Below are 16,410 nucleotides of genomic sequence, written 5' to 3'. Positions count from 1 at the left end.
TTATTTATCCTTAAATATTACAAATATGGCAGCATCTTGCGGACGTTTGGCTCGTCGCGCTCGTCTACAAGTACCAATTTGGAGAAACGGCGCTTCTTATCAGAAGACTTGTGTTCTAGTAAGTGGTTTTTGCCAGCTTTGCGGCGGACAATTTTGCCGCTACCAGTGGCGCGAAAGCGCTTTGCTGCCGCTTTGCGGGATTTGAGTTTGGGCATATACAGTTCTGCAATCAGGACGCAATCTACAATTATAAACAATTTTTGGCGAATATTTTTGTCTAGTTTGCAGATAACGCTGGTTCAAAAGCAATTAACTTTAAATGACTGGGATCGGCGATGATTTCTTTGGCTAACAAGTAACCAGCGATCGTCCAAGTTTGATATTTGCGGGCTTCTTTGCCAATTAACCGACCATCAGGACCATCATAGTATTCAGCCCAGCGATCTTCAGCTAATCGTCGTTCGGCAATGGCGATCGCATGATGAGCAAGTTCGCCTCGATCCATCTTTTTCGCTGCCGCAGTTAGCATCCACAGCAATACTGGCCAACTGCCACCATTATGATAAGACCAAGGACGATTTTTGGGATCGGCTCCAGTTATCAGTCGCCACTCTGTATCTTCTAAAGCTGGATAGCATAATTTCATCGGCATATTACCAATCAAATCGCTCCAACGCAGTTCAATTAAATTTAGGATTTGATGGCATTGCTGTTCGTCTGCCAGCGAAGAGATAATTGCCATCAAATTACCCAAAGCAAAGAAACGACAATCTAGTTGTGAAGGACCTAAATTGCCAGCTAAGTAACCGCCTGCTTCTGGCAACCATTTCGCCAGCCGATAGAAGGGAATCGAGTCAGAGTAGATATTGAACTGGTTGAGAGCTTCTTCGCCATATTCTTCTACCTGAAAGCGGTAAATCACATTTAATCTTTCTGTATCCAACCAGTAATTTTCTCTTAGCTGCTTGAGCAAAGGACCTAAGCGGTTGTAAATACCATAAATGATATTTTGATTTTCTTTATTAGGGGTAAGCAACTCGCTACTGGCTCTTAAAGCTGCATAATACAGCGATTGAATATCTAAAGGATGCCCGTATAGTCCCAAACGGCGATCGATCATGCTTGCACCATCAGGAACTAACACCATCGGATACATATCAAACCGCGTAACAAGACATAGTTCTAAGATTAAGCGGATACCTTCTTGAAAATCGCTGCGTTCTGCTAAAGATTTATCTCCAGTAGCAATAACATAAGCGCGGAGGAGAATAATCCACCACAAACCAGCATCAGCGGGAGCAACTCTACCGATCGCATGGTCGCCAAAATCAGCTTTTAAATACTCGCGTCCATTGGCATGAACGACTTTGAAGCTAGCTGGTATCAAGCCGCGACTAGGTTTTAAGCAATCTAGTTGGACTGTTTTGGGCTGTAATTTCAGCGTTTCTTCGAGAAAATAGCGGACAATATCGCTTTTGCCTTTGATCAGGAAGACAAATGCCGAAGAAACAAAATCGCGAATAAAGCACTGATCGTAATTTAAAGCAGTAATATCTGGATCGAGGGCGGCTATAGTTCCGATCGGTTTACCCTGATAGTGAATAATTGATTTTTCCAGCGCTTCCCACGCTTGTTCTTCGATTGCTAAAGATCGATCGCTCAACTTCCCGCCGTCCTCATTGAAAAAGAACAAAGTCTTATATTAAAGCAATTACCCGCAGACAACCAGTTAGTTAGATGACAAAGGGTAAGCGATCGTAAGAGATGAAAAAGTGTTATTTACTGCTGGTTGTAAGTTAATCGAGCATTGGTATTTAGTGCTATCAATTTTTCTGCTAGTAGCAACTCCTGACGCTTTAGTTCATCAAGATGACGCTCTAATTGCTGTTTCTCATGTGGATCGGAAGCCGCAGCTATTTTTTGCCGCACTAATTCCTGTTTTCTCTGCCACCGCTTTTTATGTCCGTTGGGCGTTGGTACAGCAAACACCCCACCAGCTTGCAACTCTAGTTCTGCCAATTGAGTTTCGTATTGTGATTCTTCCTCGTGAGTCATGATTATTCCTGTCCTTCGATTTTACGTTTGCCTATCGAGCAGTCGCCTAGCTGCTGCTATTGTCAACTCCAATTCTGGTGCGTTGGGCGATCCTTCTCCTGTCTCTATAAAACCTATTTTCTGATAAAACTCAATCGCATCTGGGAGCGCATAGAGAAGAATACGACCAAAATGCCCGTTTCTGTCACTTTCGAGAGCTAATAGTGACATCAATGCCGTTGCAGCTTTATTAACCGACAAAGGCGAGTCTTGAGTAATATTCCAGGGTGCTGTAACTATATATTCAACAAATAGGTGATCTGCCATATCGATAACAATAGCTCCAGCTTGTAAATTCCCTCGGTCGTCACGAACACCTCTAAAGTCTTCGGGTGAAACTAGCGCTTCTAACAGCAGATCCGATATGACATTGGCATTAACTTCAATTCGTCTTTGTAACGGTGAGTCATTTCCAATTGCTCGCTCAACTGACTCGGTTGCTATTTGGCTCCATTGCTGCAAATCTCTGCGAACGGCTGAATTTGCTTGATTGACAATAGAAAACACAACAATATCCTCTCAGCATTAATGCGATCGCGTTAATAGCTCATTTTCTTCCTTATTATGGATAAATATATAATTTATTAGCACTATCTGTTGTATTTTTATGATTAACTACAAATTTTGCTGCCATGCTCTTGCTTGCATAAGTAACTGCTCAATTAATGGTGTTTTACTATCGGTATAGCGATCGCATCGTGCCTAAATTCCTCAGCTAATTTCCGCTTCAAAGCCTCATATTGCTGCGCCGCCTGAGGATGAGATCGTAAAAAATCCCGAAATAGTATATGTCTGTGCCAAAAGTCGCTATCTACCTGCACTGCATGGATTTGATGAGTACGAGGCATTCCTCGGCGAAAATAGTATCTTTGAGGAATTCCAAACTCACCAAAATATTGATAGCCTAGATGCTCTAAACTCAAAACTTGCGCTTGCGTTGGCGGTATTTCTTTTAAACCCAAGAGAATGTCAATAATAGGTTTAGCCGCCAACCCTGGTACTGATGTACTGCCTATATGCTGAATATCGGCAATAGTATCGCCTAAAGCAGCAAGAATTTGACTTTTTTCCTGCTCGTATTGGTTATACCAATTAGCATCATAATCAACTATGACAATGGGATCTTCCACACTTTATTCTTCCTCAATTACAGCATCGCGTTCGAGAACTAATAAGTTACGCAGACTATCTGTATCGAGTTCTGTAAGCCATTGTTCGCCTGCACCTACTACTTGCTCGGCTAATTCTTTTTTGCTTTCAATCATGGCATTAATTTTTTCCTCTAACGTGCCAGTACAAACAAATTTATGTACTAATACGTTGCGCTTTTGTCCGATGCGAAATACACGATCTGTTGCTTGATTTTCTACGGCTGGATTCCACCATCTATCAAAGTGAAAAACGTGATTTGCCCGTGTCAAGTTCAATCCCGTACCGCCAGCTTTTAGCGAGAGAATCATAATTTGCGGACCTTGCGGATCGTGCTGAAAACGTTCTACCATTTCTTCTCTTTGCTGCTTAGAAGTGCTGCCGTATAAGAAGAACACTTCTTTTTTAAATTGTTGCTCTAGGTAAGGTTTTAGTAACTTTCCCCATTCAGCAAATTGAGTAAAAATCAAAGCGCGATCGCCTTCTGCAATTACTTCTTCTAACATTTCTTGCAAACGCTGCAATTTACCCGATTGCTGTCCATCAAGTGTCGTCTCTTTTTCAAATTGCGCTGGATGGTTGCAGATTTGTTTTAGTTTGACAAGCAATGCTAAAATCATGCCTCGACGCTGTACGCCTTCAGCAGATTCAATTTCTGCTAATGATTGTTCAACTAATCTTTGATATAAAGCTGCTTGCTCTACAGATAAGCTGCAAAATACATTCATTTCTTGCTTTTCTGGCAAGTCTTGAATAATTGTGCGATCGCTTTTCAACCTACGTAAAATAAATGGCTGTACGAGCGATCGCAATGTATTTAAAGAAGCTGCATCACCATACTTTTCAATTGGCATAGCAAATCGGCGCTGAAAAAATTGTTTTGCTCCTAAATAACCTGGATTGAGAAAATCTAAAATAGACCACAATTCAGCTAATCTGTTCTCTACAGGCGTACCAGTTAAAGCAACCTTAAATGTAGCTTGTAATTGCCTTACAGCTTGCGATTGTTTTGCGTCTGAATTTTTAATATTTTGCGCTTCATCTAACGCTATGACTTGCCAAGCAACTCCTTCTAATGACTTAATATCTCGCTGCACCAAAGCATAGCTTGTAATGACTAAATCTCTATCTTCCGCTGCTTTTACAAATGCACTGCTTTTAAGCCTTTTATCACCGTGATGCAACAATACTCTCAAACTAGGAGCAAACTTTCTGATTTCTCGCTCCCAATTACCTAATACTGAAGTTGGACAAATAATTAATGTCGGTTGTGTTAGCGCTTCTTGCTCTTTTAGGTGTAGTAAAAAACTAATAAGTTGAATTGTCTTACCCAAACCCATATCGTCAGCTAAACAAGCACCTAAACCCCAACGTTCTAAAAATGCTAGCCAACTAAAACCCCTTTGTTGGTAAGGACGCAATTCTCCTTGGAAACTGTTAGGTGTAGGTAGAGTTGCGATCGCATTATTATCTGTCAAGGCGTTCATCAATTCCTGAAGCACTCCTGACGCTTCAAAACTGACTACTGGCAATTTTTCAATTGTCTGCGTATCTCCACTACTAAGGCGCAACGCATCTTCTAAAGAAAATGTCAAGTTATCTTTACGAGAGGCAAAAAATGTTTGAGCAGTTTTGATATCTTGAGGGCGCAGTTCTACCCATTCGCCATTAATCTCTACAAGCGGGCTTTTGAGGGCTACAAGACGTTCAAACTGAGCTTTAGATATAGTTTGTCCGCCAATAGCTAATTGCCACTCTAGAGTCAGTAAACTGTGCAATCCCAAACGTTCTTGCTTTCGCTGTCCTGGCGTAGTGGCGCTGAGTTTTAAGCCTAAACGATTTGCCCATCCCGTACCACTCAAACTTGGTGGTAGAACTACTCCCAAGCCATTATCTTCAAAGCGCCAAGCAACAGATTTAATAAATTCGTATGCCTGAACGGGGGTAAGAGTGCAAGAACTGGGATAAGATTCTTCTAAGCTAGGAGCGATCGCACTGTACAACCTGGAAGCTAAACCCAAACCCCGCAAAAAGATTTCTTGCGGCTGTTCGATGGAGCGGTTTTTATAAACAAAGCTTTCTACAGGATGTTGCCAAATAGTTGCTGCATCGACTAAAAATTCTGCATCATCCGCAGCCTGCAAAAAGTACGCCAACTTCCATTCGTTGTTATCATCAGGCGGGATAAGCTGAAAACAAGTACGGAACCGATTTTGCGCCGCTGTCAGTTGATATTGCAACGGCGCAACCCAAGCATTTAAGGCTGATTCCAACCGTTCTAACTGGGCTGGTTCTGCTTTAATTTGATTATCGCTACGTGCCAAACTTTGCAACCACTCTTTTAATAAAGGCGGTAGGATTGGCACAGATTCATTACCAATAGCAGCGCGTACTTGAGCATCTATTGTGGTATTTAAAAAATCTTGGATTAGTTGCTGAGGTTGTACGGGTATATCTACCGCCAAAGAAGTGCTATTTGCATCTTGCTGATAGGTGCGACAAGCCAAAGGCATTGCTTGAGCGAACTTTTCTAAGCGGGTAGAGTCTACAGCACTATCTAAAAGCGATCGCCACTTAGTTACTAAGCTATTATCTAATTGTCGCTCCAAAGTAGGCAAAAACTTAGAACGGCTCATTAAATCCAGACTCCAACGGGCAATTTGCGACCAAAGACGCAAATCTCCGCCTAAATAGGAATTTTCTTCTCCGCCAAGAGGCAAAGATATCAGCAACTTCATTGCCTCTGATTGGCTAAAAGCAAATCCTTCAACTCGCCAAGATTGGAGTACGATCGCTTTATTAGTTTCCAAATCTAAAGAGACAGAATGCACTGGATACATCAATGTCTCATCAATGGATGTTGGTAAAGCGATTACTTGAGCAGAAGATGCTTTGTATGTCACCTTATTGGCTGGCGTTGTGGATGAGCCACCTTTACGCGTGCGTGCAGTAGTTGCTATTGCGCGAGACGATACTGATAATAAGTTAGCAATTGCTGGATTTTGGCTAGACAACCACATTCTTAACTCATCAGGTGTCATCGCCAAAGGATGAGCAGACACCTCTAATAAATTAGCCGATATTCCTGCTTGCGATCGCCAAGTTTCTCCCCAAATAAATAAACAACTATTTTGCTGTTGCTGTACCCAACTACCGTGTAAAATTGCCATCTTCTCAAAACTTCAGACTTATACAAACTTTGTTAGAAAATTAATTATTGCTATTTTGAAGTAATCATCTATACAATGAAAGCTCAGTGCTAATCGGCTAATTGTTTGATATTGACTAAATAAGAAATATTTAGTAGAGCAATAATTCAAATATTTTTACATATTACAGTTTCCTATTTATAACCATAAAAAACTTTACTCATCGAATTCTAGATCCCCCTGTGGTCCCCCTTACTCCCCCTGCCTCCCATCAGTGCTACGATTGCGACAGAGAAGGAATAGTGAAAAAAGAAGGAAGAACAACTGAATGATAGAGATTGATAAGTCAATATCCTTTGATGGACGGGATATTCGACTGAAAGTTGGTCTGCTAGCTCCTCAAGCTGGTGGGTCAGTTTTAATGCAATCTGGAGATACAGCAGTATTAGTTACTGCTACGCGCTCCGCTGCCAGAGAAGGCATTGATTTTTTACCCCTAACTGTAGACTACGAAGAAAGACTGTATGCTGTAGGTCGAATTCCTGGCGGCTTTTTGCGCCGTGAAGGTCGTCCGCCAGAAAAATCAATTTTGACAAGTAGATTAATTGACCGCCCTCTGCGCCCTTTGTTTCCTGGTTGGTTGCGGGATGACCTGCAAATTGTTGCCACAACTTTGTCGATGGACGAATTAGTACCGCCAGATATATTAGCGGTAACAGGCGCTTCATTGGCGACACTGTTAGCACAAATTCCGTTTAACGGACCGATGGCAGCAGTACGAGTAGGATTAGTGGGAGATGATTTTATTATTAACCCCACTTACGCCGAAATAGAAGCTGGCGAATTAGATTTAGTAGTAGCAGGCTCTCCCGATGGCGTAATTATGGTCGAAGCGGGAGCAAATCAGTTGCCAGAACACGATATTGTCGAGGCGATTGATTTTGGTTATGAAGCAGTACGCGACTTAATTCAAGCCCAACGCGACTTAATTGCGGAAATGGGAATTGAAATGGTGCAAGAAACGCCACCAGAAGAAGATCGGACGTTGATCGACTATATCAGCGATCGCGCCACTAGCGAAGTCAAGCAAATTTTGGCACGATTTGACAAAGATAAAAACGTCCGCGATGCCGCACTAGATACAGTCAAAGAATCAATAGTAGCAGCGATCTCCGAACTTCCAGAAGATGACGCAATTCGCGCAGCCACAGAAACGAATAGCAAGGCTCTGGGCAACAATTTCAAAGCCCTAACTAAAAAGCTAATGCGGCGGCAAATTATCGAAGATGGCGTACGCGTCGATGGGCGCAAACTAGATGAAGTCCGCCCAGTGTCTTGTCGTATTGACTTATTACCCAAACGCGTACATGGTAGCGGCTTATTCAACCGAGGACTAACGCAAGTATTATCAGCTTGTACTCTCGGTACGCCTGGAGATGCCCAAACTCTGCTCGATGACTTGCAGCCAGACTTGCAAAAGAAACGCTACTTGCATCATTACAATTTTCCGCCTTTTTCTGTCGGCGAAACCAAACCCTTACGCGCACCAGGGCGAAGAGAAATCGGTCACGGTGCTTTAGCTGAAAGAGCTATCATCCCCGTTTTGCCACCTAAAGAAGACTTCCCCTACGTAATTCGCGTAGTATCAGAAGTTCTTTCTTCCAACGGTTCAACCTCAATGGGTTCGGTATGCGGTTCCACTTTGGCACTAATGGATGCAGGCGTACCAATTGCGAAACCTGTCAGCGGTGCAGCAATGGGCTTAATTAAAGAAGGTGAAGAAGTGCGCGTTCTTACTGACATCCAAGGCATTGAAGACTTTTTAGGCGACATGGACTTTAAAGTTGCTGGCACAGATGCAGGAATTACCGCCTTGCAAATGGATATGAAAATTTCTGGTTTGCCGCTAGAGACAATTGCCAAAGCAATAGATCAAGCACGTCCAGCTAGATTGCATATTCTAGAGAAAATGCTAGAAGTCATCGACAAGCCACGCGTCGAAACGTCACCTTTTGCACCGCGTTTGTTGACAATTAAGATCGATCCTGAATTAATTGGCTTAATTATTGGACCTGGTGGGAAGACAATCAAAGGTATCACCGAGGAAACTGGGGCAAAAATTGATATCGAAGACGATGGAACGGTAACAATTTCGGCTATAGATGAAAGTAAGGCGAAAAAAGCCCGCAACATAGTTCAAGGTATGACGCGCAAACTTAGCGAAGGCGATGTTTATGCAGGGCGCGTCACTCGAATTATTCCCATTGGGGCATTTGTGGAGTTTCTACCTGGTAAGGAAGGGATGGTACACATTTCCCAATTAGCCGACTACCGCGTGGGCAAAGTGGAAGATGAGGTAACAGTTGGCGATGAAGTAATTGTCAAAGTACGAGAGGTTGATAATAAAGGACGAATTAACCTTACTCGCTTAGGCATTCACCCCGACCAAGCCGCAGCAGCCCGCGAAGCCGCAGCGGTAAATCGATAAAGCGGCTTTAGCAGAGGGAAAAAGGTTATATGCTCCTTTTTCCTTCTTCATACTATGGGAAATAAGCGCGATCGCGCTTATTTTTTCGTTTATTGCTCTTGCCAGTAATAAAAGCCGGATAAACAGTTAAAGAGTTGATTTTTGCTGATTCTCGGTTCTGCCCAGGTGAGACTTACACCTTAGTCTAGTTGATTATTATTGGGCAAAAAACTAATAGATAAATTAATAGCAGCCATATCAGAGGAGCAGCTTTAATGGTTCGACCAGTTAGCCCAACTGGGCAGTATCGTAGAAAATTTATCCACTGGTTATTACAAGAAGACCAACAGCAAAAGGAGGGACCTTACTCTAAGGAGGAACCACATCGCAAACATCCTTGGTGGCAAGTCATGTGTCTAACTGGTGTAGATTATTTTTCTACTCTTGGTTATCAACCTGGAATTGCCGCATTAGCAGCAGGCGCTCTTTCGCCTATAGCTACACTGATTTTAGTTCTGCTCACACTATTTGGAGCGTTACCAATATATCAGCGTGTTGCGGGCAAAAGTCCTCATGGTGAAGGGTCGATTGCTATGCTCGAACATCTCCTTCCTTGGTGGCAGGGCAAGATATTTGTACTTTGCTTGCTGGGCTTTGTTGCCACTGATTTTATTATTACTATTACTCTTTCGGCTGCTGACGCTACGGCTCATATCGTTGAAAATCCTTTAGTTTCCAGCTTTCTTTCCGGTCAACAAGTTAGTATTACGCTGATATTAGTAGCGTTACTAGGTGCAGTTTTCCTTAAAGGTTTTAAAGAGGCAATTGGCATTGCTGTTTTTCTAGTCAGCGCCTACTTGCTGTTGAATCTGATAACTATTGGGGTTTGTGCCTATTACATTTTGTACCATCCAGCAACGATTGTTAACTGGCAAACGGCACTATTTACCAGCTATCCAAATCCTTTAACTACGATTGGTGTAGCGGCGCTGTTGTTTCCCAAGCTAGCTTTAGGATTATCAGGTTTTGAGACAGGTGTAGTCGTCATGCCCTTGGTTAAGGGTAGTAGCAGTGACACAGAGGAGCAGCCCAAAGGACGGATTCGGAACACGCGCAAACTTCTAACGGCAGCAGCGGTAATTATGAGCTTCTTCTTGCTGGCGAGTAGTTTTGTCACAATCTTGCTAATTCCTGCTCCAGAATTTCAAACTGGGGGCAAAGCTAGCGGACGCGCTCTAGCTTACTTAGCGCACCAATATCTAGGCAATGGTTTCGGAACTCTTTACGACATTAGCACGATCGCTATCTTATGGTTTGCCGGAGCATCGGCAATGGCAGGATTGCTGAATGTTGTGCCTCGCTATCTACCGCGTTACGGTATGGCTCCTGGCTGGGCGCGGGCAACAAGACCTTTAGTATTAGTTTATATAGCGATCGCTTTTATCGTCACAATTTTGTTTCGGGCAAATGTAGAGGCTCAAGGCGGAGCTTACGCCACAGGTGTTTTGGTGTTGATGAGTTCAGCCGCCTTTGCTGTTACCTTGTTAGCTTACCGTCGGCGATCGCAGCGAGGAACGATATCATTTGGTATCATCACGTTAGTATTTTTGTACACTACTGTCACCAATATTATTGAAAGACCTGAAGGAATTAGGATCGCTGCTTTATTTATTGGTGCAATTATTGCAACTTCTCTCTTTTCTAGAGTGTGGCGCTCTACTGAACTACGAGTAGAGCAAATAGAAATAGATGAGACAGCCCAACGCTTCCTTGCCCAAGAGAGCCAAGGCATTATCCGCATCATTGCCAATCGCTTGAATGAAGGAGATGTCAACGAGTATTTCTTAAAAGAGAAGGAAGTCCGTGAGGACAATCACATTCCGCCAATGGATTCAATATTGTTCCTAGAAATCCAAATATCTGATGCCTCAGAGTTCGCTAATATTATTCGCATCAGAGGTGTACAGGTTGGTGACTACCGCATTTTGCGGACTCAAAGTGCTGCTGTACCCAACGCCATTGCTGCTATCCTTTTGTACATCCGCGACCAAAAGGGAAAGCTCCCCCATGCCTACTTTGGTTGGGCAGAAGGCAATCCAATTCAGTATTTGTTACGTTTCATTCTATTTGGAGAAGGAGACATTGCTGTTGTTACTCGCGAAGTGCTGCGTAAAGCCGAACCTAATCCCGAACAACGTCCCGCTGTCCATGTTGGCGGTTGACGCTTAAATTTCGTCTGCTGCGACTTCCCAACGCAAAAGTCTTGGCAACTGTGACAAGTCTAAAGCATAGTTCAAAGTCCACAACACAATTTCAACGAGCAATAAATTCTGTACCCAAACTAAGTTAGTGTCAGGAGCGAGAATAAATATTCCTTCATATAGCTGCCAAATACGGTAAGGCAAATACAAATAAGGAACCATTACCCAAACTACAGAATGAAACCAGCGCAGTGTAGCAATTTCCGAGAGAATTTGCAGTGCTAGCATAACAAAATACGAAGCAAGGACAACGATCGCACGATCTTTGCCTTGCCAAACTACCCACAACAGGACTATAAACGGAATTAATCCGCCGCCAATCTGCACTGATAAAAACCAAATCTTAAACCAGCTAGGTAATAGTTCTGGTAGTTGGTAGGGTTTTGCTTTTCGCCACGCCCAGCCAACAATTGCCAGAAATAATGTTGCTGTTAGTAGAAACAGCAAGTCTTCGCCAACGATATTTAGATACATCATCACAATAGGTGAAGATTTACCTATCAAGTTAGCTGACTAGCAGCAAGGATACAATAGAATCGCCTGTCTGAAGTTTATTAAACGCAGATGAACGCAGATGGTAATTGCAGTAATGCGGGTGAGAATAGCGCAATTCTATTATGACTAACAACTTCTTTGAACCACAATCGCCTACACCTGTAGAATTAGAGGTGCGATCGCCTTTGCCCTACCGTCTACCTATATGGCGGCTGTTAATTCCTCTATTAGTGCAAACAGGCATCATCTTAGCTATACCTGCCCGCTCTGCATATACTTACGTTACAGGCGAAACTGTTGTTTTGCAGACTATCCCTGTAGATCCTTACGATCCATTGCGGGGTTACTCGCAAACGCTAGACTACGATATTTCTCAGCTTAGAACTTTGCAAAAACTTCCAGGTTGGCAAGAAGTAGTTACCCCAAAAAGTATAAGTTCAGATTATTTGCAGCCAGGAACGGAGTTATATGTAACTCTATCACCACCAAAGAACTCAAGTACCCAACCGCCTCAAGCTTGGCAGCCTGTAAAAGTAAGTAGAAGCCGCCCAACATCATTAGCAGCAGATCAAATAGCTATTAAAGGTAAATCTACAGGTTTTTCGATTAAGTATGGCTTAGAAACTTACTACTTTCCCGAATCAAGACAACAAGAAATCAATCGAGATATCAGGCAAGCGCAAACAGGTAGGCAACAACGCCTGGTAGTTGAGGCAAAAGTGGATAATCAAGGCAATGCCGTACCTGTAAGCTTTTGGGTAAGCGATCGCGAGTACCGCTTCTAGATACAAAAGTCTAAATAAATCTATAAAAGTTAGTTAGTGTTGACCTTTATTTAGATAAATCTTACAACACGCTACGATTTTTATCTCAAAGGTTAAAGATAGGTAATTGGTTAATTAAACGCGCGATAATTTCTCCAAAAGGAGCGATGAAAAATGCCTTGCTTACTCTACACAATCGCTCCAGTAAAAGCAAGGTACTAAGGAGGTTTTATGAACGAAAAAGTGAGGTTAGGAACCTGCAATGTTGCCATTGTCGGTCCCTACTTGAGCGGTAAAACCACATTACTTGAAAGTTTGTTGTCAGTTACGGGGGCAATAACGCGTAAAGGCAACGTCAAAGATGGCAACACCGTCGGAGACAGTTCGCAAGAAGCACGCGATCGCCACATGACGGTAGAAGTAACTTCAGCCAGTACCCAATATAGCGGTATTGGCTTTACTTTTTTAGACTGTCCTGGTTCTGTCGAATTTGCCCAAGAAACTTACAATGCCTTAATGGGTGTAGACATAGCAGTAGTAGTCTGCGAACCTAGCAACAATGATGCTAACGGATTGCACCAGAAAGTTCTTACCCTTGCACCTTTATTTAAATTCCTCGATGACTGGGAAATCCCTCACCTAGTATTTATCAACAAAATGGATCGGGCAAGCACTAATTTTATGGATGTGCTGCACGCCCTCAAATCAGTCTCCAGCCGTCCCTTAGTACCTCATCAATACCCCATCAGTCAAGGCGAACAAATCAGCGGCTTTATTGACTTAGTAACAGAACAAGCCTATCAATATCATGCAGGTGCGCCCGCCGATCCGATTCCATTTCCCCACCAGTTAAAAGAACAGGAACACGCAGCGCGCACAGAAATGCTAGAAGAACTAGCAAATTTTGACGACCATTTATTAGAGGAATTACTAGAAGAAATCGAACCACCCCAAGATGAAATTCTCCAAGATTTAAAACTGGATTTAGGTGCAGATTTAGTAGTTCCCGTTCTCTTTGGCATCGCCGAACAAGATTATGGTGTACGTCCGTTGTTAGATGCGCTAGTAAGAGAAGCACCTACACCCGAAACTACAGCCCAACGTCGCGGCATTACTAAAGATGCTGACGTGCCTTTAGCGCAAGTATTAAAAACTTACTTTACTCCCCAAGGCGGCAAACTATCTTTAGTCAGGGTGTGGCAAGGTAAGTTAACTGATGGCATTGTTTTAAATGGCGTTCGCGCAGGCGGATTGTATCGATTAATCGGACAGCAACAGCAATCTGTAAATGAAGCTGGTGCAGGGGAAATTGTCGCCCTCAGCCGCCTAGAAGGAATCAAGACAGGCGATACGCTAACAACTAATGGTAATAAGCAACAGCTAGCTTGTGCCGCTAAAATGACCCCTGTATATGCGCTGGCGATCGCTCCGGAAAAGCGCAACGATGAAGTTAAGCTAAGTGGCGCTATTACCAAACTATTAGAAGAAGATCCCTCTCTAGCTTGGGAACAACATGGCGACACCCACGAAGTTATTTTATGGGGTCAAGGTGAAATTCACTTGCAAGTTGCTTTAGATAGACTGCGGCGCAAATACAACCTGCCCATGTCAACGCACCTACCGCAAGTACCTTACAAAGAAACTATCCGCAGACCTGCATCCTCAATTCACGGGCGCTACAAGCATCAAAGTGGCGGTCACGGACAATTTGGCGATGTATATTTAGAGATTCAGCCTTTACCAAGGGGCGAAGGCTTTAACTTTAGAGATACAATTGTCGGCGGTGTAGTACCGAAGCAATACATCCCTGGCGTAGAAATGGGCGTGCGCGAATATCTCGTACGCGGCGCTTTGGGTTTCCCTGTTGTCGATGTAGCTGTCACCTTAACTAACGGTTCTTACCATAGCGTCGATAGTTCGGAACAAGCATTCAAACAAGCCGCCCGAATTGCTATGCAAACAGGGATGACTAAATGCGAACCTACACTATTAGAACCGATCGCCCAAATTGAAGTAAGTACGCCCAATGAATTTACCGCCAAAGTGTTGCAACTTGTCAGCGGACGGCGGGGGCAAATTTTAGGCTACGAACCAAGAGGCGATTGGCAAAGCTGGGACAAAGTAACTGCATACTTACCCCAAGCCGAGATGCAAAACTTCATTGTCGAACTGCGATCGCTTACTTTAGGTGTAGGATGCTTTGAGTGGCATTACGACCATCTCCAGGAAGTCCCCAACAAAATTGCCGAAAAAGTCCTAGCAACCAACAGTAATGGCGGCTAAAATAAACCTGCAAACAGTAGGGTGCGTTTTGAAAACGCACCCTACGCAAAATTTGACAATGCTCTTAGTCCGCGCAGGCGGACTTTGCGTGTATAGCCCTCAATTGCATTCGCCAAGGTATGAATACAACACAGAATTGGTACATTGTCAAGAGTCCAGCCGGAAACTGCGAAATAGTTTCCGATAATCAAGGACAAACAGCAGAACACTGGGGACCATTTGCATCCAAAGAAGAAGCGATCGCGCGTCGTGTCGGCTTAATTCGCGCTGGCAAATGCCAACCAGTATAAACACATTCAACTGGTCACTGGTCACTGGTCACTGGTCACTGTTAACGTACAGACTCGGCTCTAGGACCGCGACTTGCAGCAATTTTTTGATTTAATACTGACAGAGCTTTATCGTATTGCGGATCGCCTGGCGTACCGACTTTAGTACGATCGCCAACTAACTGTTGTTTTTGTTTTTCTGTTAGTTCCAACACTATATCTGGGGCAATTCCGGCGTGATTAATATCGCGACCTTTGGGAGTAAAGTATTTAGCGATCGTTACAGCCATTCCCGAACCATCGCCTAAAGGTCGCACCGATTGGACTAAACCTTTACCAAAAGTCTTAGTACCTACCAAAGTAGCACGTTTGTTATCTTGCAAAGCCCCCGACAAGATTTCGCTAGCACTTGCCGAACCGCCATCTACCAATACAACTAAAGGCTTATTAGTTAAAGCGCGACTGTTAGCTCTTTCTAAATCTCTTTGTCCTTGCCTGTCTACCGTAGAAACAATTGTGCCTTCGTTCAACCACATTTGGGCAATTTCTACACTGGAAAATAGCAAACCACCTGGATTAGAACGCAAATCTAATATATATCCGTTCACCTTTTTGCTTTCCAAGTCTTTGATAGCGTTCCGCATTTCCGCCCCAGCATTAGCGCTAAATTGGACTAGGCGAATATAACCTATACCACCAGTAGGAGTTTTTTGATAGCTGTAGCGGACAGGGTGAACTTCAATTCTGGCTCGTTTGACGCGAAACTCCCTTTGCTGATTGTTACGCAAGACAGTGATTGTAACTTCAGTTCCAGGTTTGCCGCGAATTAGGGATACTACATCATTTATATCCATGCCTTTAGTGCTTTTACCGTCAACTTTGTCAACGATATCTTTGGCAAGAATACCTGCAGCCGCAGCAGGTGTACCTTCCATCGGGGAAATTACAGTAATTCTTTTGGTTTTTTCATCAGGCGCAATTTGAATCCCAATCCCTGTGAGTTCCCCTGACGTTTCTACTTGCAAACTTTTGAACTCTGCCGGGTCCATAAAGCGGGTATAAGGGTCTTCCAGCTTCTCTAGCATTTTGCGGATGGCTTTATAGGCATCCTCTCTATTCGTATAATTTTTACTTAAATATTCTTGACGTACATTGCGCCAATCTATTTGATTAAACGTACCGTCTACATAACTGCGATCGATAACTTGCCAAACTTCATCTACTAATTCTTTGGGGCTTTCTTGAAAAAAAGCCTTACTTGGTGAATGGATACCCGCAGCAGCAACGGCAACCGCCGTTAGCATCGCCGCAGTAGCACCTAAAACAATCCCTTGTTTTGTAATCGCCATATAACTGCTAGAGCCGGAGATAAATATGCAAAGTCTTTAGTAAGCCCAATGTAACACACGGTTTTGTTTAGGGCTGTTTTATCGCGACAATTGCAATAGTGTCCCTAACAAAAGCCCAAAGTCAAAGTAT

13 protein-coding genes are annotated in these 16,410 nt (G+C 43.3%); 5 read left to right on the top strand and 8 right to left on the bottom strand.

Annotated features, from left to right (window positions below):
* Positions 1-17: 17 nt before the first annotated feature.
* From rpmI to UH38_RS12745, 6 genes are all read right to left on the bottom strand, one after another.
* Positions 18-215, bottom strand: coding sequence for a 50S ribosomal protein L35 (rpmI, locus tag UH38_RS12770; protein ID WP_045055041.1), 198 nt, complete (start codon positions 213-215; stop codon positions 18-20).
* Between the two features lie 62 nt (positions 216-277).
* Positions 278-1,663, bottom strand: a complete 1,386-nt coding sequence (locus UH38_RS12765; RefSeq protein WP_045055040.1) for a glycoside hydrolase 100 family protein — start codon at positions 1,661-1,663, stop codon at positions 278-280.
* A gap of 116 nt (positions 1,664-1,779) precedes the next feature.
* Entirely contained in the window at positions 1,780-2,055 is a 276-nt protein-coding gene (locus UH38_RS12760) for a hypothetical protein (RefSeq protein ID WP_045055039.1), read from the bottom strand.
* Positions 2,056-2,076: 21 nt separating this feature from the next.
* Complete coding sequence (locus UH38_RS12755) at positions 2,077-2,601, bottom strand: GNAT family protein (protein ID WP_045055038.1); 525 nt, start codon at positions 2,599-2,601, stop codon at positions 2,077-2,079.
* Between the two features lie 155 nt (positions 2,602-2,756).
* Complete coding sequence (locus UH38_RS12750; protein ID WP_052672374.1) at positions 2,757-3,224, bottom strand: GrpB family protein; 468 nt, start codon at positions 3,222-3,224, stop codon at positions 2,757-2,759.
* Between the two features lie 3 nt (positions 3,225-3,227).
* The gene (locus UH38_RS12745) at positions 3,228-6,413 is read right to left on the bottom strand and encodes a DEAD/DEAH box helicase (RefSeq protein ID WP_045055037.1); all 3,186 of its coding nucleotides are present in this window, start codon (positions 6,411-6,413) and stop codon (positions 3,228-3,230) included.
* A gap of 307 nt (positions 6,414-6,720) precedes the next feature.
* On the opposite strand from UH38_RS12745, the gene UH38_RS12740 reads away from it, so the two are divergent.
* Complete coding sequence (locus tag UH38_RS12740; RefSeq protein WP_045055036.1) at positions 6,721-8,880, top strand: polyribonucleotide nucleotidyltransferase; 2,160 nt, start codon at positions 6,721-6,723, stop codon at positions 8,878-8,880.
* A gap of 254 nt (positions 8,881-9,134) precedes the next feature.
* Positions 9,135-11,081, top strand: a complete 1,947-nt coding sequence (locus UH38_RS12735; RefSeq protein WP_045055035.1) for an APC family permease — start codon at positions 9,135-9,137, stop codon at positions 11,079-11,081.
* Between the two features lie 3 nt (positions 11,082-11,084).
* Here the strand turns inward: UH38_RS12735 and UH38_RS12730 are convergent, their stop codons facing one another.
* A complete protein-coding gene (locus tag UH38_RS12730) occupies positions 11,085-11,594 on the bottom strand; it encodes a hypothetical protein (RefSeq protein WP_045055034.1) in 510 nt (169 codons plus the stop codon).
* A 143-nt stretch (positions 11,595-11,737) separates the two neighbouring features.
* Between UH38_RS12730 and UH38_RS12725 the strand changes: the two genes are divergently transcribed.
* From UH38_RS12725 to UH38_RS25390, 3 genes are all read left to right on the top strand, one after another.
* The gene (locus UH38_RS12725; protein WP_045055033.1) at positions 11,738-12,400 is read left to right on the top strand and encodes a GDYXXLXY domain-containing protein; all 663 of its coding nucleotides are present in this window, start codon (positions 11,738-11,740) and stop codon (positions 12,398-12,400) included.
* 210 nt (positions 12,401-12,610) lie between these two features.
* On the top strand, positions 12,611-14,662 hold the full coding sequence (locus tag UH38_RS12720; protein ID WP_045055032.1) for an elongation factor G: 2,052 nt from the start codon (positions 12,611-12,613) through the stop codon (positions 14,660-14,662).
* A gap of 119 nt (positions 14,663-14,781) precedes the next feature.
* Entirely contained in the window at positions 14,782-14,952 is a 171-nt protein-coding gene (locus UH38_RS25390) for a DDE transposase family protein (protein WP_072044918.1), read from the top strand.
* Positions 14,953-14,993: 41 nt separating this feature from the next.
* Here the strand turns inward: UH38_RS25390 and ctpC are convergent, their stop codons facing one another.
* Positions 14,994-16,280: a carboxyl-terminal processing protease CtpC gene (gene ctpC, locus UH38_RS12715; RefSeq protein WP_045055031.1), complete on the bottom strand. Its 1,287-nt coding sequence runs from the start codon at positions 16,278-16,280 to the stop codon at positions 14,994-14,996.
* Between the last annotated feature and the right edge of the window lie 130 nt (positions 16,281-16,410).

The organism is Aliterella atlantica CENA595 (assembly GCF_000952155.1).
Classification (GTDB): domain Bacteria; phylum Cyanobacteriota; class Cyanobacteriia; order Cyanobacteriales; family Chroococcidiopsidaceae; genus Aliterella; species Aliterella atlantica.
Note: the sequence above shows the minus strand (reverse complement) of the source record. Positions and strands in the feature narration are given on the sequence as shown.

Bases quoted from the DNA above. Each gene is read 5' to 3' on its own strand.
- ctpC (WP_045055031.1), bottom strand. From the start codon at position 16,280: ATGGCGATTACAAAACAAGGGATTGTTTTAGGTGCTACTGCGGCGATG.
- UH38_RS25390 (WP_072044918.1), top strand. From the start codon at position 14,782: ATGAATACAACACAGAATTGGTACATTGTCAAGAGTCCAGCCGGAAAC.
- UH38_RS12725 (WP_045055033.1), top strand. From the start codon at position 11,738: ATGACTAACAACTTCTTTGAACCACAATCGCCTACACCTGTAGAATTA.
- UH38_RS12735 (WP_045055035.1), top strand. From the start codon at position 9,135: ATGGTTCGACCAGTTAGCCCAACTGGGCAGTATCGTAGAAAATTTATC.
- UH38_RS12720 (WP_045055032.1), top strand. From the start codon at position 12,611: ATGAACGAAAAAGTGAGGTTAGGAACCTGCAATGTTGCCATTGTCGGT.
- UH38_RS12740 (WP_045055036.1), top strand. From the start codon at position 6,721: ATGATAGAGATTGATAAGTCAATATCCTTTGATGGACGGGATATTCGA.
- UH38_RS12760 (WP_045055039.1), bottom strand. From the start codon at position 2,055: ATGACTCACGAGGAAGAATCACAATACGAAACTCAATTGGCAGAACTA.
- rpmI (WP_045055041.1), bottom strand. From the start codon at position 215: ATGCCCAAACTCAAATCCCGCAAAGCGGCAGCAAAGCGCTTTCGCGCC.
- UH38_RS12745 (WP_045055037.1), bottom strand. From the start codon at position 6,413: ATGGCAATTTTACACGGTAGTTGGGTACAGCAACAGCAAAATAGTTGT.
- UH38_RS12730 (WP_045055034.1), bottom strand. From the start codon at position 11,594: ATGTATCTAAATATCGTTGGCGAAGACTTGCTGTTTCTACTAACAGCA.